This is a genomic window from Chitinophagales bacterium, from assembly GCA_017303415.1.
GTDB lineage: Bacteria > Bacteroidota > Bacteroidia > Chitinophagales > Chitinophagaceae > SpSt-398.
The window spans coordinates 1,296,818-1,314,472 of the sequence record JAFLBJ010000001.1; the positions used below are offsets into that span (position 1 = coordinate 1,296,818).

At 44.9% G+C, this 17,655-nt stretch carries 18 protein-coding genes and 1 tRNA gene; 9 read left to right on the forward strand and 10 right to left on the reverse strand.

Annotated elements, in window-relative coordinates; translation table 11 throughout:
• Positions 1–11 precede the first annotated feature (11 nt).
• The 4 genes from J0M30_05635 to J0M30_05650 all read right to left on the reverse strand — a co-directional run bounded on the left by J0M30_05635 (position 12) and on the right by J0M30_05650 (position 3,664).
• A complete protein-coding gene (locus tag J0M30_05635) occupies positions 12–374 on the reverse strand; it encodes a four helix bundle protein (protein ID MBN8666968.1) in 363 nt (120 codons plus the stop codon).
• A gap of 66 nt (positions 375–440) precedes the next feature.
• A complete protein-coding gene (locus J0M30_05640; GenBank protein MBN8666969.1) occupies positions 441–1,889 on the reverse strand; it encodes a circularly permuted type 2 ATP-grasp protein in 1,449 nt (482 codons plus the stop codon).
• 76 nt (positions 1,890–1,965) lie between these two features.
• Complete coding sequence (locus tag J0M30_05645; protein MBN8666970.1) at positions 1,966–2,382, reverse strand: cobalamin B12-binding domain-containing protein; 417 nt, start codon at positions 2,380–2,382, stop codon at positions 1,966–1,968.
• An 88-nt stretch (positions 2,383–2,470) separates the two neighbouring features.
• On the reverse strand, positions 2,471–3,664 hold the full coding sequence (locus tag J0M30_05650) for an ATP-binding protein (protein MBN8666971.1): 1,194 nt from the start codon (positions 3,662–3,664) through the stop codon (positions 2,471–2,473).
• A 138-nt stretch (positions 3,665–3,802) separates the two neighbouring features.
• Between J0M30_05650 and J0M30_05655 the strand changes: the two genes are divergently transcribed.
• Both J0M30_05655 and J0M30_05660 read left to right on the forward strand, forming a co-directional pair.
• Positions 3,803–4,930: an ABC transporter ATP-binding protein gene (locus J0M30_05655; protein ID MBN8666972.1), complete on the forward strand. Its 1,128-nt coding sequence runs from the start codon at positions 3,803–3,805 to the stop codon at positions 4,928–4,930.
• Between the two features lie 16 nt (positions 4,931–4,946).
• Positions 4,947–6,461, forward strand: coding sequence for a hypothetical protein (locus tag J0M30_05660; protein MBN8666973.1), 1,515 nt, complete (start codon positions 4,947–4,949; stop codon positions 6,459–6,461).
• Between the two features lie 55 nt (positions 6,462–6,516).
• On the opposite strand, the gene J0M30_05665 is transcribed toward J0M30_05660, so the two are convergent.
• Positions 6,517–8,037 carry a glutamate--tRNA ligase gene (locus tag J0M30_05665; GenBank protein MBN8666974.1) on the reverse strand — a complete coding sequence of 507 codons (1,521 nt, stop codon included), beginning with the start codon at positions 8,035–8,037 and terminating at the stop codon, positions 6,517–6,519.
• A gap of 138 nt (positions 8,038–8,175) precedes the next feature.
• A complete protein-coding gene (locus J0M30_05670) occupies positions 8,176–9,021 on the reverse strand; it encodes a hypothetical protein (GenBank protein ID MBN8666975.1) in 846 nt (281 codons plus the stop codon).
• A 73-nt stretch (positions 9,022–9,094) separates the two neighbouring features.
• Here J0M30_05670 and J0M30_05675 point away from each other — a divergent pair, with 73 nt between their 5' ends.
• The gene (locus J0M30_05675) at positions 9,095–9,721 is read left to right on the forward strand and encodes a polysaccharide deacetylase family protein (GenBank protein ID MBN8666976.1); all 627 of its coding nucleotides are present in this window, start codon (positions 9,095–9,097) and stop codon (positions 9,719–9,721) included.
• 133 nt (positions 9,722–9,854) lie between these two features.
• Here J0M30_05675 and J0M30_05680 read toward each other — a convergent pair whose 3' ends face one another.
• Positions 9,855–10,805: a hypothetical protein gene (locus tag J0M30_05680; GenBank protein MBN8666977.1), complete on the reverse strand. Its 951-nt coding sequence runs from the start codon at positions 10,803–10,805 to the stop codon at positions 9,855–9,857.
• 100 nt (positions 10,806–10,905) lie between these two features.
• On the opposite strand from J0M30_05680, the gene J0M30_05685 reads away from it, so the two are divergent.
• Both J0M30_05685 and J0M30_05690 read left to right on the forward strand, forming a co-directional pair.
• On the forward strand, positions 10,906–11,697 hold the full coding sequence (locus J0M30_05685; protein ID MBN8666978.1) for a TatD family hydrolase: 792 nt from the start codon (positions 10,906–10,908) through the stop codon (positions 11,695–11,697).
• Positions 11,698–11,737: 40 nt separating this feature from the next.
• A tRNA-Ser gene (locus J0M30_05690) sits at positions 11,738–11,825 on the forward strand.
• 149 nt (positions 11,826–11,974) lie between these two features.
• On the opposite strand, the gene J0M30_05695 is transcribed toward J0M30_05690, so the two are convergent.
• Positions 11,975–12,343 carry a cupin domain-containing protein gene (locus J0M30_05695; protein MBN8666979.1) on the reverse strand — a complete coding sequence of 123 codons (369 nt, stop codon included), beginning with the start codon at positions 12,341–12,343 and terminating at the stop codon, positions 11,975–11,977.
• A 94-nt stretch (positions 12,344–12,437) separates the two neighbouring features.
• On the opposite strand from J0M30_05695, the gene J0M30_05700 reads away from it, so the two are divergent.
• Both J0M30_05700 and J0M30_05705 read left to right on the forward strand, forming a co-directional pair.
• On the forward strand, positions 12,438–13,367 hold the full coding sequence (locus J0M30_05700; protein MBN8666980.1) for a helix-turn-helix transcriptional regulator: 930 nt from the start codon (positions 12,438–12,440) through the stop codon (positions 13,365–13,367).
• Positions 13,368–13,456: 89 nt separating this feature from the next.
• A complete protein-coding gene (locus J0M30_05705) occupies positions 13,457–14,224 on the forward strand; it encodes an SDR family oxidoreductase (protein MBN8666981.1) in 768 nt (255 codons plus the stop codon).
• A 17-nt stretch (positions 14,225–14,241) separates the two neighbouring features.
• Here J0M30_05705 and J0M30_05710 read toward each other — a convergent pair whose 3' ends face one another.
• Both J0M30_05710 and J0M30_05715 read right to left on the reverse strand, forming a co-directional pair.
• Positions 14,242–15,156: a hypothetical protein gene (locus J0M30_05710; protein MBN8666982.1), complete on the reverse strand. Its 915-nt coding sequence runs from the start codon at positions 15,154–15,156 to the stop codon at positions 14,242–14,244.
• Positions 15,157–15,193: 37 nt separating this feature from the next.
• Complete coding sequence (locus tag J0M30_05715; protein ID MBN8666983.1) at positions 15,194–15,622, reverse strand: DM13 domain-containing protein; 429 nt, start codon at positions 15,620–15,622, stop codon at positions 15,194–15,196.
• Between the two features lie 343 nt (positions 15,623–15,965).
• On the opposite strand from J0M30_05715, the gene J0M30_05720 reads away from it, so the two are divergent.
• Together J0M30_05720 and J0M30_05725 are read left to right on the forward strand one after the other, a co-directional pair.
• Positions 15,966–16,757, forward strand: a complete 792-nt coding sequence (locus J0M30_05720) for an SDR family oxidoreductase (GenBank protein MBN8666984.1) — start codon at positions 15,966–15,968, stop codon at positions 16,755–16,757.
• 49 nt (positions 16,758–16,806) lie between these two features.
• On the forward strand, positions 16,807–17,652 hold the full coding sequence (locus J0M30_05725) for a fumarylacetoacetate hydrolase family protein (GenBank protein ID MBN8666985.1): 846 nt from the start codon (positions 16,807–16,809) through the stop codon (positions 17,650–17,652).
• The last annotated feature ends 3 nt before the right edge of the window (positions 17,653–17,655 follow it).

The window sequence follows — 17,655 nt, forward strand, 5'->3', positions numbered from 1 at the left end:
GCTATTGGCTTTTAGCCATTAGCTTTTTTAATTTTAGTAATTAATGACCCTATCATCTTCTGTTCTTCATTTAGTAACGCTAAGTTTCCTTCAATGCGTTTCTTGTCGCCCATATTTACTTTCTGAGCAATAATGTACTGTGTTTCTAATTCATAACATGAACCCAACGCGATCTCAAGAAAGCGACAATAGTCTTTCTCACTCGAACGACTTGCTCCCTCAGCTATATTGGAGGGTATCGAAATCGCAGCTCTTGTTATTTGTTTTGATAATGAGTATTTTTCCTCTTTAGGGAAGAATGAAATCATATCAAAACTGTTAACGGCAATTTCCATCCCCTTTTTCCAAATCATTAATTCTTTATAATTCCGCATGCTCCTAAAGCTAATGGCTAATCGCTAATGGCTAATAGCTTCTTCTATGCTTTTTACCTCTCGCATTTACCCCCCCAGCACCCAAGTGTCTTTACTGCCACCGCCTTGGGAGGAATTCACAACGAGTGACCCTTCACGTAAGGCTACACGTGTCAGACCGCCAGGCACTATTTCCACGCCTTCCGGTCCATACAGCGCAAAAGGCCGCAAATCCACCCTTCGCGGCTGCAATTCCCCATTGATATAACAAGGTGCTGAGGACAAATTAATGATCGGCTGCGCGATAAAGCTGCGTGGATCCGCCTCCACCGCTTTGCGAAAATCAGCCATCTGTTCTTCCGTAGCCGAATTGCCAATCAACATACCATATCCACCCGATTCATTTGTTTTCTTGATCACCATTTTTTGCATGTTTGCAAAAACCATGGCGCGTTTTTCGGGATCGGCCATTTGGTAAGTGGGGACATTCTTTAATATGGGTTCTTCATTCAAATAGTATCGGATCATATCCGGAACATAGGAATAAACGGCCTTATCATCTGCCACACCGTTACCCATTGCGTTTACGATCGCCACATTCCCTTTGCGGTAAGCCCAATAGATACCGGGAACCCCCAGCATACTATCCGGGCGGAAGGCCAACGGATCAATGAATTCATCATCCACCCGGCGATAGATCACATCCACTTTTTGCAGGCCACGCGTGGTTTTCATGTATACCATATGGTTATCCACTACCAGGTCACGTCCTTCCACCAATTCAATACCCATCAACCGGGCCAGGGTAGTATGTTCAAAATAGGCGGAATTGTACATGCCGGGTGTAAGCAATACCACGGTGGGGTTGCTATTCTGGCGGTTGGACAACAGCAACAGGTTACGTAGCAACCGGTCGGGGTAATCCTTTACCGGTAATACATTGTTCTTTGGAATCAGGTCGGGGAAGATCCGGTAGGTCATGCTTCTGTTCTCCAGCATATAGGATACACCGGAGGGCGTGCGAAGATTGTCTTCCAATACATAAAATTGCCCGTCGTTGTCGCGGATCAGGTCCACACCCGATATATGGGTGTAAATATCAAAGGGCACATCCACATTCACCATTTCCCGGAGGAAATTGGGGCAGGAATAGATCAGTTTGGCAGGGATGATCCCATCCTTGATGATAAATTGCTGATGATAAATATCCGTCAAAAAAATATTCAGGGCCTTCAGCCTTTGCTGAATACCTTCCTGGATATGTAGCCATTCAGGCGCAGTGATGATACGGGGAACTACATCAAAGGGAAATATCTTTTCGATTCCTTCACCGGAGCTGTACACGGTAAAAGTGATGCCCTGTGACATGAACAGTTTCTTTGCCTGGTCATCTTTACGGGTCATCTCCTCCGGCGGCAATCCATTGATGGCTTCAACAAAAGCCTGGTATTGTGTGCGGATGGTTTCATTGCTACACATCTCATCCCATACATCCGGATGCAGATGGTAGTTGTTTAATAAAGTGTGGTCTGCCATTCTCATGAAAAATACGAATAATTCAGTGACAATGGGCAGGCGCGTTGGATGGCTATTAGCTAATAGCTGTTAGCGTTTAGCTTTTAGCAAAATCTCTGTTTTCTGATACCCACTCGCGAATATAGTCGGCGATCTCGTGGGTATTTGTTCCAGGGTGAAAAAGTTTCCCCACCCCTTGTTGGGTCAGGGCGTCGATATCTTCATCGGGGATGATGCCGCCTCCGGTGAGAAGCACATCATTCATCCCTTTTTCTTTCATCAGATTGATCACTTTGGGGAATACAGTATTGTGGGCACCCGACAGGATGCTGATACCGATGGCGTCCACGTCTTCCTGAAGGGCAGCATTCACTACCATCTCCGGGGTTTGGCGAAGCCCGGTATAAATTACTTCCATACCGGCATCCCGAAGGGCGGTGGCGATCACTTTGGCACCACGATCGTGGCCATCCAAACCAACCTTGGCTACCAGTACGCGTATGGGTCTGTTCATGGTATAACGGTCTAGTTAAACAAATTTAGGGATTGGTCGGATGTAGATGCATGATTTAATATAGTTTAATCACTGATTTTGGACTTGCTTAATAAAGGAAGCCAAATAACCAGATTGGGACTTTCTGACCTATGCCAGTTTCGATATCATCTGACAATACCAGGTGGTTGGTGACCATTTTTACCTGGCTTGCGGTTTTTGAAGCCCCGCCCACCTCTAAATACAGGTCTTCGGCCCAAAAGTCACCTTTATCCGGACTCAAGACCTCTAATCCACTATTTAGCAATTGATTGAGTACAAAGGTCTCCCGCAAATTGCCCGTATTCGGATGGGTGTTGAAAACATAGGCCAGGTTGGTGTTCTCCAGAAATATTTTTTCCGGTTTCTGAAGTTGGGAAATACCCTGACCCTTGGCGTGAAGCAGGTTAATAAGCCGAGCGTCCCGAAGTTGTTGAATGGACTCGTAGATCAGTTCCCGGCTCACATCCAGTTTCCGCGAAAGATTTGAAATATTCGGTTTAAAGGGAACTGATTCAGCGATTACACCCAATATCTTTTTTACTTTGGCCGAGGTTCCGGAATTGTAGGAAGCAATAAAGGCGAGATCCGTATCGAGAATCGTGTTAATGACCTGCTCGAGTTTTGTAAAATATCCTGATTCGCCCTCTGCTATAATCGGCAGATAGCCATACTTCAAGTAGGTTTTAAACACTGGTATAAAAGGGCCTTTTTCTAAAAAGGAATGGGCGATTTCCACATGGTCCTTAACCAGCGTCTTAAATGGAATCGCTTCCCATTTTCCGTAACCGGTAAAAGCCAGGTATTCCCGAAAGGAAAGACCAGGCAATTCATAGCTAATTACCCGTCTGCTCAAGTCTGCCTCTCCACGATATATATCCAGTGCCGAAGAGGAAGAAAAGACAATTTTTAGGTTTGGAAAACCATCGTAGATATTTTTCAACTCGCGAGACCACCTCGCATACTTATGGACTTCATCAATAAAAAGATAACGTCCCCCGCGCTGATACCAAAGCATGGCTGTTTCCAACAATGTATTATTATAAAACCAGGTATGGTCTGCAGTGATGTAGAGGGCCTTTTTAAAATCATCTCCCAGGTCATACTTCAAGTGTTGAAGTAATAAGGTCGTTTTTCCTGAACCCCTTGGTCCTTTTACCCCGATCATTCGGTCTTTCCAATCGATCTTCTCATGTAGAAAGCGGCGATAGTCATTTGTTATCCCCTGTAGAACCTGATCATGATATTGAAGGAGAATTTCCATTTTGTTGATTCTAAAAGACAAAAATAGTCAAAATTGTATTTTCAAACCAACAATTTTTGTAAATATATCAAAATCAATGCTTTTGAAGGGTATTTTTTGTGAAATTTCCGGTATATTGAATCAAATAGAACAAGAAATATGACCAAAAACCTTAGTCCCGTACAGGAAATCGACTCTTATTTGGCCCATGGAGACCAGGATCTGGCCAATCGCCGCCTCCTCGATCTTTGCCTGGATACGGATGACCCGGACCATGTTCGTGAAGCCATTCATATCAGCCAGAAATTCCGCAATGGTGAAATAGAAAAAGCCCGGGAATCGGCAAATGGACTCCTGAAAAAATTGGAAACCTTCCAGATCAAGGTGCACAAAAAAAATGATTGGATTAAAGCCGAATCGATCACCAAAACTTATACCAATGGTAATTTTTCCCTGAAACCAAGTTCGCTCCATATTGGCTCCGGAGATATTCTGGGCGTAGTAGGGGAAAATGGTAATGGCAAAACGACTTTGTTGCGTTGCCTGGCGGGGCAATTAGCTATCGATGGTGGATCGATACGCTATGCAGATTTAAAGGGAAGTGACCCATTTGCAATCCGCCAAAAAGTAGCGTTTATACCCCAACGTATTCCCCGCTGGTATGGATTTTTAAAAGATAATCTGCATTTCAGCGCTTCCATCGCTGGTATCCATGGAGAGAAGAATGAATGGATGGTTGACTTTATGCTGGAAAGACTAGGATTAGCCCGATACGCGGAACTGACCTGGAGCCAGATCAGCTCGGGTTATCGTACCCGGTTTGAAATTGCAAGGGTTTTATTGCAACGCCCTCATTTGCTGATCCTTGATGAACCCTTGGCTAACCTGGATATAAATGCCCAGCAAACCATTTTAACCGATCTCCGCTTTATGTCTCGCTCACTCCGCCATCCCATGGGTGTCGTCCTTAGTTCACAGCAATTACACGAAGTAGAGAAAGTAGCTGATCATATCCTCTTTATCCGTAATGGCGAATGTTTGTACCAGGCCCGGACCGGAGAAAAGACCGGAGATGAATTTGTACTTGAAATGGAAACACCGGCTGACCGCGAAACCCTGCTTGGTTTGTTTGGGGAAGGGATTAGTGTACGATATAACGGAGGTTTCTATACACTCGTTTCAAATCAACTGGATGCACAAACCATGTTGAAAACCCTGGTGATGGCAGGTGTGCCTATAACGTATGCCCGCGATATTACCCATTCCACCAAACGTTTCTTTAACTAATACCAGCCACTTTTCTATGGATAGGAAACCTTATATTTTCAGGCACCTGATGGAGTCGCTCGACCGGCGTTTTTTATTGACAAAACCAGTCTTTTGGTCAACCCGGCTCCTGCGGGTCTTGCTTATTGCACCAGTCGTCTATTTAATTTTAGCGGTATTGTCCTATTTCGGAGCGCTTGATCCCCGGAGTGGTTCCAATGTGCTTACTTTTTCAGGTTTTTATATCGTCATATCGCTACTATTTTTTGTATGGTGGATGATCTATCTCCTTCGTTTTAATGTATTCAAACGCTTTGGTCAATGGAATCCAATCGATAGCCTGATTCATTTTCTGGCTTATTTTCTGACCATAGAGTTAATGGTTTTTCTGCCTGTCCTTCCAGTAATTTCAGAAAGTTTCAGGGCCAACCGCGCCTACACTACTCAAGAACTAATTGATGATGCCAATGCAATTAATCGGGGAGTTTGTTTGCTGGAACGCGATTCCATCAACCTGAAATTTAAATATGATACCATTCATTGGTCCAGAAGCATCCCAGGTGCATTACTTCGGAATGGCGATGTAAGGGTAGATGTAGATGGGGAATATGGGGTCAACTACTATGTGGTGGATTCTAATATCTTTTTTCAAAGACTTCAGGGGAGCGATTCCAATAAGGTGCTGAATGATTCAATCTTTATTGACTATAATTACCCCGATTACGTCTTTGTGAGTCTTTACAATCGATCCGCTGATTTTGGTACTAAAACCTGGGATTCAAGGGAATTGTTTAAACGATTTCTGGCAAACCCTCCATCTTTTGACCGCAATAAAGAACGCGAAACATTATTCAGGCTATTAAAAAAGTATGATCCTGAACATCCCGGTATTGGAGTGGTTCCGGATGATCTTAACAGGTATGCTCAAAAAGAATGGCAGGATCGGATCAGTCAACGTCTTTCCCTTTATGATCCCGGGTATGCCATGAATCAGGTAATGGATAAGAAATGGCAATTAAGTACTGGTTTTTGGGAAACAGTACTTTATATCTGTTACTATTTCACGTTGGGCATTTCATTACTTGTATTTTTTTATCGACACAACACGCGTAATTCATTTTTTCTGTCTATCCTGGCAGCGTTGGTGCTTGCCATTTTAACGGGATTATTTATGGCCAGCACCCGGGGCGATGTTGAATCATTTATAACCACGCTCTTTGTTTACTTCGTCATTTTTTCTCTCCTTGCCTTTCTGGGTATTTATTCGGGTAAGCGGAAAACCATTTCTGCCATCGGACTCAATCTGGCAGTTACCCTTCTCCCATTGATCCCTTTAATGATCACGACATTATATTATCGAAGTAAACACGAGTGGTTTGATCAAAATAAAATGGGGTTTGAGGAAAATAGCGAACTGTATCATCAAATGTTTGGGAATGAATCCTTGCACATGATGATGGCACAAATCGGGGGATTTGTTTTGCTCGTAATACTTATCCCGCTTTTGATCGGCGGATTGTATCGAAAGTGGTATGCTTTGCCTGAGGATTGATTTTTTCCGAGCATTCTGCGTCCCGAAACCTCGGGGCACAGAATGCTCGGAAATTCTAAGCCAGCAATTTCAAAACATTTTTAATCCGCAGGATGGTTTCTTCCTTTCCGATCAACTCTGCGATCTCAAATACACCCGGTCCGAATTTTCCGCCAACCAGCATCACACGCAACGGCAATAGTACATCTCCTGGTTTCAGTTTATGTTCGGCGGCCTTTTGCTTAAAATAGGTCTCCAGATCCACCGCCTTCCAATCCTGCACATCCCTAAATTCTTTGCCGATCAATTCAAAAAAATTACGCTTATCCTGGTCCCACTTTGCCTTTATGGGAGTAAGATCAATATCCTTCGGCGTTTCAAAAAAGAACTTCGATTGTTCATAAAAATCCGGTAATAAAGTACACCGTTCCTTTACCAGACCGATCACTTTATCGAGTAATGCGCTATCGGATACCTTGATGTTTTTACCATCCAACACACAGTCCACTTCAGACCGGAGTGTTTCCACACTGGCGGCCTTTATCCATTCGTGGTTGAACCATTTAGCCTTCTCATAATCAAATTTGGCTCCGCCGCTATGTACCCGCTCCATTGAAAAGGCCTCTGTCAATTCTTCCATGGAAAAAAGTTCTTTTTCCGACCCATCATTCCATCCCAACAGCGCGAGTAGATTGATAAATGCTTCGGGCAGGAATCCTTTTTCCCGAAACCCTTCGGTGAGTTCACCCGTTTTGGGATCGGTCCAGTTCATCGCAAAAACAGGGAAGCCATATTTTGCACCGTCCCTTTTACTCAGCTTCCCATTGGGGCCAAGTATGAGTGGAAGGTGTGCCCACTGGGGCATTTTCTCCAATCCAAATAAATATTTCCAAAGAAGGACATGTACAGGGGCAGAAGGCAACCACTCTTCCCCGCGAAATGCATGTGTGATCTTCATGAGGTGGTCGTCCACCACCACAGCCAGGTGATAGGTAGGCATCCCGTCTGCTTTAAGCAATACTTTATCATCCACCAGGGCGGTATCAAAATGTACCTCCCCACGTATCATATCTACAAAACCTACGGATTCATTTTCGGGCATTTTGATCCGGATCACATGGGGCATGTCCTCACTCAGGAACCGGGTTACTTCTTCTTCGCTCAGGGTCAGTGAATTCTTCATCCGCATCCGGATGCTGCGATCGTATTGTGGGGAAGGGTTGGCATCCGACTTGAATTTTTCCCGCATCTCGGTCAATTCTTCCGGGGTATCAAACGCGTAATAGGCATGCCCTTTCTCCACCAGTTTTTCGGCATAGGCGCGATACATCTCTTTCCTTTCGCTCTGGCGATAGGGCCCGTATTCGCCGCCATGCAGCGGGCTTTCATCCGGCACCAGGCCGCACCACTGCAGACAGTCAAAAATGTATTTCTCTGCCCCATCTACAAACCGGGATTGATCCGTGTCTTCAATACGAAGGACAAAATCACCGCCGTGTTTTTTGGCAAAAAGGTAATTGTATAAAACCGTCCTTACACCCCCCAGGTGAAGGCCGCCGGTGGGGCTGGGGGCAAAACGTACGCGAACTTTCTTCATGCTGCAAATTTCTGTGCATTCCTTGTATTCTGTGAGAAAATTTTTAGTCCTCACAGGTCCGAAGCCCCAGGGCACGGAACAGACAGAAAAAAAAGTCCCGCCAGTTGGCAGGACTCTCTTTCAGGGTATCAATATCGGTTAGGGTAAAAGAATGTTTCTGGGTGCATTTCCATCAATGGAGATGGTAGCTACACGGTCGCAGGTACCATCGCCATAATCGAGGATGGCAAAATGGTTAGGCCCCTGGATCTTGATCTTGCCTTTGCTTACATTGGCACAGATCACTTTCTTTTCAAGGGCTTCTGTGATTGTCGCGGTACGGCTTCTTCCGGCCGGGTTGGTGACGGTATGATCACCAGTGATGGAATATACATCATCCAGCAGGTTGAGCGGAGTGGTAACACCAGCTGTCTGCTGAACGGTTTTGGAACCAACATGGAGCCAGTAGTAGTTACCAGCCGGGTTGGTGATCTTTCCATTTTCGATGCTGCGGGTCCAGCTTACGCCATTCGGTGTAGTGGTATTGACCCAGGTAATGGTTCCTTCCACTTTAAAGCCGGAGACTTTATAGTTGTCAAAACTCATGACGGCGGTAGCGTTGAATTTATGCACGCTGTCCGAAAGGGTGATGATGATCTTTCCGGAACGGGTTACATTATCGATGCTGGTACATCCGGCACCAAAGTCAAGGGTGATCGTTTTGGGAAAACTATTGGCGGGTTCTACAGTAACAGTAGCACAACTGGTAGCGCCGGAAGATTCGAGGGTACCAGCGGTACGACCCGACATCAGGCCTTCACTTGCGGAGGCCTCAAAGAAAAGTACATTTGCATCATCGGCGATCGCTTCACCGGTGGCCTGGTTTTCACTCAGGGTAAAAGTGGCTTCCACTTCTTCATCTACAGCTTCTTTTTCTTTCTGACAGGAAAAGAGCAGGGTAGCAGAAGCAAAGGATAAGAGATAAAGGAATTTAGGTTGTTTCATTTTGTACGTTTTAGGATATTTCAGACACAACAAGAAACAAAACGTTTAACAGCGGCGAAAATTATACCGGCAAATGTTTTACTTCGTAAAAACACCAGGGTGGCTCAAGAAGATTTACCGTTCGTATGAATGGAGCAGGGAAGGAGAGGGGAAAACGGTCTACCTCACTTTTGATGATGGACCACATCCGGAGGTGACCCCCTTTGTGCTGAAGCAACTCCGTACGCATGATGCCCTTGCCACCTTTTTTTGTATCGGGAAGAATGTGGAGGCCTACCCCGAGATCTACAAACAGATCCAGGATGGAGGACATGCCATAGGAAATCATACCTATAGCCATCTAAATGCCTGGAAAACAGGCGCGAATAAATATCTTGCCGATGTCGCCAGGGCTTCCGACCTGATTGATTCCAATCTGTTTCGTCCTCCTTATGGCAGGATTACACCATTTATATCCAAAAACCTGGCACCGGCCATGAAAGGTCAAAAACCACGCGTGATCATGTGGGATGTGTTAAGCGCCGATTTTGATACAAAAATTACTCCGCAACGATGTCTGGAAAATGTGATCTGGAATATCAGACCCGGATCGATCATTACATTTCACGACAGTGCCAAGGCGTTTCCACGGCTGGAATACTCACTACCACGAACACTTGTTTATCTCCGGGAACAGGGGTTTGAATGTAGGTCTTTGTAAGGGTTTTGGGGGACCCTGAAATTTTCATAAAACGTTGATTATCAATAAAATAAATTGGGCCTGGGTAGAAACCCTGGCCCGTTTTTAATCCGTACCCTATGAAAACTGGTTTAAAGGTATAATAATTTTTTTATTATGGCAAAGTTATTTCTGTGGAAATTCCGTTGATGGTGAGAATCGCTTTGTTGTCACAATCACCGTTGCCATAATTCAGTCGGGCCACCCATGGAGAGTTGGTACTCAGGTTCAAACGAGCGGTCCGTACGATACCTTTTACGATCCAGCGACAGTTAAAGCGCTTGATCAGGGGTTCAACAGTTTCGGTATTCCAGGCAACGATCACGTCACCTCTTTTTACTTTACCATTGCCCGCAGATTCCAGTTTGTACACGTCATCCAATGGGAAGAATTGGGTACCCATTCCATCGATCTGGGTAACGGTACGTACTGCATTCCAGTTTACATAGTTGCCATTCGGCTTAGTGAGTTTAGCATTTTCCACCACGATCTTGAATGAAGGGATCAGGGAGGTGCTGGTATTGGTCACCTCGTGGGTTCCTTCCACGTGGATGCTGTCAAAATAGAAGTTTTCAAATGTTGTGGTGGCCTTTTTACCTGGGGCTACCAAACGTCCGGTATAGGTAGTAATGATCTTACCAGAACGGATATGTCCATCGCGGCCCTGGCAACCGGCACCAAAGTCAACAATGATTTTGACCGGGAAAATATCAGGCGCGGACAGACGGATAATGCTTACGGTAAAGCAGCGGTTAGGCGGGTTCAGTGAATCACCACGGGCAAAGGGATCATAGGAAGAAGAACCTGAGCTTGTACCACTTTCGCGGCCAAACACACCGGTACCTTCCATGCCCACTTCATTATTCACCCCCATTACATTGTCAAATACATCATTGAACACCACATCTGCTTCGGCATTGGCCTCCATGGAATAGGTTGAAGCCTGGGCTTCTTCCGTATCCGTAAGGTTATTATTCTCACTTTTCTCCTTGGTACAACCAATGATCAAAAGCGAAGCGAGGGTTAAAATAGTCGTCAGTCGGGTAAGACTTTTTATCTGTTTCATAAAGCAATTTTAATTTACCTAAGTCGGTTAACGGACATGAGACGGGAAATAGTGCGGCAAGTTTAACGGATATTTGATTTTTTTTAACAGTTTTGCCCGCATGCCCCCCATTCTGATCGATACCCACAGCCATATTTACCTCCCCGAGTTGGCCGAAGACCTGCCTGGGATCATCCAGCGTGCTGAAAATGAGGGGGTTAAAAAAATATTACTCCCGGCCATTGATTCAGAGACCCATTCGATGGTCATAGCCACCGCCAGGAAGTACCCGGGGCAATGCTTGCCCATGATGGGGGTGCACCCCTGTTCTGTGAAGGAGGATTATGAAAAGGAGCTGGCGATAGCCCGGCAGCATATTTTAGCCATGTTGCAGACGAAAGGAGAGGCGCCGGTTGCGGTTGGGGAGTGCGGATTGGATTATTATTGGGATAAGACCCATATCACGCAGCAGAAACTGGCATTTGAAGAACAGATTCGATGGGCACTGGAATTTGACCTGCCAGTAGTGATCCATAGCAGGGATTCCACCGATGACTGTGCCGATATTATTGAAAAGTTTCAGCAGGGAAATTTGCGCGGAGTCTTTCATTGTTTTTCCGGAACAGCGGAACAGGCCAGGCGGATAACCGGACTGGGTTTTTATTTGGGAATTGGTGGGGTGATCACCTACAAAAAATCTGGCCTGGACCAGGCCATAAAAGATATACCACTCGAATGGTTGGTCATTGAAACAGATGCGCCTTATCTCTCTCCCGTTCCTTTTCGCGGCAAGCGCAATGAACCATCTTATATAATACATACGCTGCAGAAGCTGGCCGATACGATGGAGATCAGTCGCGAAAAAGCAGCGGAAGCCACGAGCAATAACGCCCGGGTTTTATTCCGTATTTAGCCCGGAAAACCCTAATTTTGCCCTCCCTTAACCGGGAAATGGAGACTTGTCCGAGTGGTTGAAGGAGCACGCCTGGAAAGTGTGTATACCTCTAAAGGGTATCGAGGGTTCGAATCCCTCAGTCTCCGCCTTCGCCCACCAAAGCTTTAGCCAGGTGGATTCATCGTCGCGTAGCGACGATATAATGTGTTAAATTCTGGGTGATTGAAACGGGTTGAAAAATAATCATTATTAGTCGCTGCCTTGCGCCAATGATTATGCGGAGCAGAGAATGATATCAAATCCAGGTCAATTCCTTTACCGTTAATTCACTCTCGACCTCACCCGTGTGTTGGGTGTCCTTGGGTTCAAAGAGAAGATTAAATACAATTTCACCATTGGTATGCGGTCGGTGTTCGACACCCTTTGGAACGATCAGAATTTCTCCTTCCTTTACTTCCACTGTTGTTCCATCCCTGAAATCCATGAGCAGGGTGCCTTTAAATACCATAAAAAGCTCATCTTCCTTTTCGTGGCTATGCCACACAAAATCACCCTGCAGTTTGCAAAGCTTTACATATTGCCCATTAAGTTCCCCAATGATATGAGGCGTCCATAATTTGTCGAACAGGGAGAATTTTTGGTGGATGGAAATTGCTTGTGGCATGCTCACTCTTTTAATTACTTAATGAATTCACCTTTGTTGAAAACCTAATATCGGCATTTTTTAGTAGTTTCAGCATTATTTGAATTTTGCAATCATGGAAAAGGTAACGATCGATTCATTTTACCGCGAGTTGTTTGGAGATGCAGCCACCCAACTGGATGATTTTTTTGAACAGCAAAGTGCCAAAAACATTGGTCATTTTAACGTATTTAACATAGAGAAACTGTTTGGAAATGGTACCAAAAAGGGCGTAATGCCCTATAACCGAAGACTGTATTATAAGATTAGTTTAATAAAGGGACGTAACCTGGTGGAATACGCTGATAAGACCGTGGAAATTGAAAAACAAGGGATTTTATTTGCCACACCCAAGATTCCCTACCGGTATTTGCCCCTGGAGAAAGAACAGTCCGGGTATTTTTGTCTATTTACCAAAGAGTTTCTCTCCAAGTCGAATACAGGCGTATTGATCGATGATTTCCCGATCTATAAACCCAGTAGCGATTTTGTATATCAGTTAAATGATGAACAATTCCACTCGTTAAACGCCATTTTTGAGAAAATGGATACGGAGCTTTCCGCGGATTATCAATTCAAATATGACCTGCTTCGGAACTATGTATTGGAACTGATCCATATGGGGCAAAAGCTTAAACCCATAGCCAGTTCGATAAACACCACCAATGCAGCGAACCGGATAACGGCTTTGTTTATCGAATTGCTGGAACGACAGTTCCCTATCGAGAATGATGCCCAGGTGATTCAACTTAAAGCGCCTAATGATTTTGCCCTTTCACTCGGCATCCATATCAACCATCTCAATAAGGTGCTCAAGGAAACGACCGGAAAAAGTACGCGGGAGATCATCAATGGCCGGCTTGTGGAAGAAGCAAAGATCCTGCTCCAGAAAACAAAATGGAATGTATCGGAGATCGCTTTCGCTTTGGGGTTTGAGGAAGTAGCCCACTTTTCCAATTTTTTCAAGAAACATACCTCCCTGTCTCCCCTGAAATTCAGAAATTGATTGAATTTTACAAATAGTCGATTGGATTCTGCAAGACCAGGTTTTGCTATTTAATGGATTTTTGTGACTCAAATTAAATAGTAATAACAATGTCAAACAATGCAGGAAAAATAGCCCTGGTAACAGGCGGTAGTCGCGGATTAGGTAAAAGTATGGCCCTCCAATTGGCCAAAAAAGGATTTGATCTTATTATAACCTATCACAGTAAGGAAGCTGAAGCCAATGAAGTGGTAAAAGCTATTCAAACAGCAGGAAAAAAAGCCATTGCCCTTCAACTGGATGTTTCGAAATCAAGAAGTTTTGATGCTTTTACTGATCTGGTTAAATCAAAATTGAACACGGAGTTCGGTGCCAGTCATATTCAGGCATTGGTAAATAATGCCGGAGTAGGGGCTTACACCCCCATTGAAACCACCACTGAGGAGCAGTTTGATGAAATGGTTAATATCCATTTGAAAGCCACATTTTTCCTTACGCAGAAATTACTTCCGGTCCTCGCAGATGGTGGAAGTATTGTAAACCTTTCTTCCGGACTTGCCCGGTTTAGCTATCCCAACTATGCCGTTTATGCCATCATGAAGGCAGGTATTGAAAGTTTATCAAGATATCAGGCCATTGAGTTTGGAAGCAGAAAAATCAGGGTGAACACGGTGGCACCAGGGGCTATAGAAACAGATTTTGGAGGAGGGGCCGTCAGAGATAATAAAGACCTGAATGCTTATATCGCCGGGTCTACGGCACTGGGCCGGGTAGGTTTACCGGATGATGTGGGTACAGTCGTGGCTTTCCTATGCAGCGAAGACGCGAAATGGGTCAACGCCCAGCGCATCGAAGTGGCAGGTGGTGTACATATTTAGCGGATAAATGATATCGGTTAAAAGGAAATCTTGTATTCCAGCGATGCCGTGAAACTCCGGGTCAACCCATCGGGACGAATTTCCCTAACGATAAACGGAGTGGCCAGGGACAGGTCCAGGCTACTTCGTTTATTCAATTTGGCCGTAGCTATGATGTTTGCATTCAGGGTCAACCCTCTTGAATCGATAATGGACTGCCGGTTCCCAAAAATATCTTCATAGGTATCATTCGCTGTATGATAGATAGCGAGCAAATTAGGTTTTAAAGACAGCCAGGAGTTGACCTGAGGCAGAGTATAGGCGGCCCGTAAGAGTGCATCTGATTTTCGGCCAAATTTATTGGTGGTCAGAAATTCATCGGTCACGGCATATTCCTTAAAGAAACTGTTCTTGTTGGTCTTGGAAAGGGGTATTTGCCAGGCATGCGTGAACTCCCAATTATTTTTTCTATAAAGCACACCTAACAACAAATCGAATGTCCCCAGGGAGGATTGATAAGCCATTGGAAGGGGCAGACCGCCGGCTTTATCGTTCGACCCGGTGAGGGGAATCTTTACTCCTCCCAGCGCCTGCCAGGAAGATTTTTTTGTTTTATTCTCATTGAGCACCCAACTTACACTGGTGGTGATATCGCCAATATTGAAATTATTGGCCAGGTATCCGCTTGCAAAATTGCTGCTAAGCTTTATATCGGCAAATGTCCGTTTACTGAGTTGACGGGAATACCCGATCCAGTTCCCATTTATAAATGTGTTACCGTCTGCAATACCAATGATGTTGCCTGCGGTAACGCTATTTTTATGTGATTTGCCTGCTTCTTCCTTTGATCCATGATACTTGAGGGAGCAAAATCCCGCATCACTGCAACCTTGTGAATAGGAAGTGGAGGAAAAGAAAGCAAACACCAGAAGGAAAAACAGGCTGAATTTCATTTTTTGATTTTTAAGTTTTGAATGTCAACTTCACCAGTTAGGGTAATAGTCGGGCTATCGCAAACAGATGATTGTATTGCTGACAATGGATCAATACATGCGTATAAACCGTGAAATCGATATTTTCCATTAACGGATAAGTAAGCTCCGTGGTTTGGTTGCGAAGGGCACCGAGATTGATAAAATCCTGCGGACTTGCACTTTTGGATAAATAAACTTTCAGGTCGGGGCCTCCACTGACATAAAAACTATCCAGCACCAGGTTTAGCTTTTGGTTGCTGGAAATGATCTTGGCATACCCATGGGCCACAATTCCGCTGGTAGGGGTAAACATACCCTGGTATTTGATATTTGCTGAGGATGTGTCAATAACCTCGGGTGGAGAAATGATGTCGGCCGTTTTGTCTTTGGAGCAGGCGGCCATAAATAGCACTCCGGATAAAAGGATCAGATTTAGTTTTCGCATATGGGTTTTTGATAGTTTTAAAACTTTGTTAAAATGCCAGAACGCTAAACTGCGAGGTACTGTATTCTGTGCACAGGTGTAGACGATAGGAAAACTGACTCCTTACAGGAAGTGAAGAGATTTTCTGAAAAGGCAGAGGTATTTATGGATAGTTAAGAATCGCTGATTCCTAAGATATGCATTCAGGCAGTATTATCCGGAGAGAATATGGGATTAAAGCCTGATTGGATGTATAGGAACAGTGCAACAAATGTGCAATCACCACCGTCTATATTTCCAACCTCTGCAATTCTTGATATGCGCTATTTTTTCAATACTTTAGGCGGAAACTTCGTTTTCCTCCATGAGTACTGCTACTCCATTTAGTCTTGTCGGTAAAACAGCTATTATTACAGGCGCAGGAAGTGGCATCGGTCGTGCGATAGCGGTTCTTTTTGCCCGACAAGGAGCCCAGATAGCCTTGTTTGACCTGGACGATCAGGCGTGTAAGACTACAGCTGCCGAGATTCTTGCCCATGGCGGAAAGGCGAGTCCCTATGCGTTGGATATTTCCAGGCAAGAGGAGGTACATGAATCTGTCAAGATGGTCATCGAGCAGTATGGCCGTATAGATATATTGGTCAACAATGCCGGAGTGGCCCATGTGGGCAGAGCAGATACCACGTCTGAGGAAGACTTTGTCCGGCTTTTCCAGATCAATGTAAAAGGTGTATATAATGGTTTACACGCTATATTACCCTTTATGATGGAGCAGAAGAAAGGCGTGATCCTGAATATGTGTTCCATTGCTGCTACAATAGGAATCACCGACCGTTTTGCCTACAGCATGAGCAAGGGGGCGGTCTTAGGCATGACCCTCTCTACTGCGCGTGATTTTCTGGAGCATAATATCCGGTGTAATGCCATTTCCCCGGCGAGAATTCATACCCCCTTCGTCGATGGATTCCTGGCGAAGAATTTCCCGTTTAAGGAAATGGAAATGTTTGAGGCCCTGTCTAAAAGCCAACCGATCGGGAGAATGGGCACCCCGGAAGAGGTAGCTTACCTGGCCCTTTATCTCTGTAGTGATGAAGCCGGGTTTGTGACGGGTTGCGACTATCCGCTGGATGGCGGGTTTATAAAATTGAATAATTGAGGATTTAGCACTTTTCCCGGTAAGGGAAATCAAAAGACAATAACTGCTTATGAAATTGATTCGATTTGGCGAACCAGGAAAAGAGAAGCCCGGCATTTTTGCACAGGATACTTATTTTGATGCCTCTGATTTCTTTCCCGACTACAATGAATCATTTTTTGCCAACAACGGCGTGGAAAAATTACAAACACTTTTACAGGAAAGGAAACTATCGGAAGTATCTGTTAGTCGTCTGGGTTGCCCGGTTCATCGGCCTTCAAAGATCGTATGCATCGGACTCAATTATTCAGATCATGCCAAAGAGACTGGCGCTACACCCCCTAACGAACCAGTTATTTTTTTAAAATCCACTACAGCGATCACTGGTCCCAATGACCCGGTAATGATTCCGCGTGATTCAGTAAAGACCGATTGGGAAGTGGAACTGGCCCTGGTGATCGGGAAAAAGGCAAGTTATGTAAGTGAGAGCGAGGCCATGGAATATGTGGCAGGCTACGTGTTGCACAATGATATTAGTGAGCGTGAATTTCAGTTGGAGCGTGGAGGAACCTGGGATAAAGGAAAGGGCTGTGATACGTTTGCGCCGATCGGCCCCTGGTTGGTGACTAAAGAAGAGATCGCTGATGTACATAATCTGCCACTCTGGTTATCGGTAAATGGACAGCAGGTTCAGCATGGCACAACGGCCAACCTGATATTTGGTGTGCCCTTTCTGGTCGCTTACGTTAGCCAATTCATGACCTTGTTACCGGGAGATATTATCTCTACGGGTACGCCTGCCGGTGTAGGCTTAGGCATGAAGCCACCACAGTACCTGAAACCGGGGGATGTGATGGAACTCGGGATAGATGGATTGGGCAGTTCCAAACAGACCGTTATTGCTTTTTCAAAATAGCTT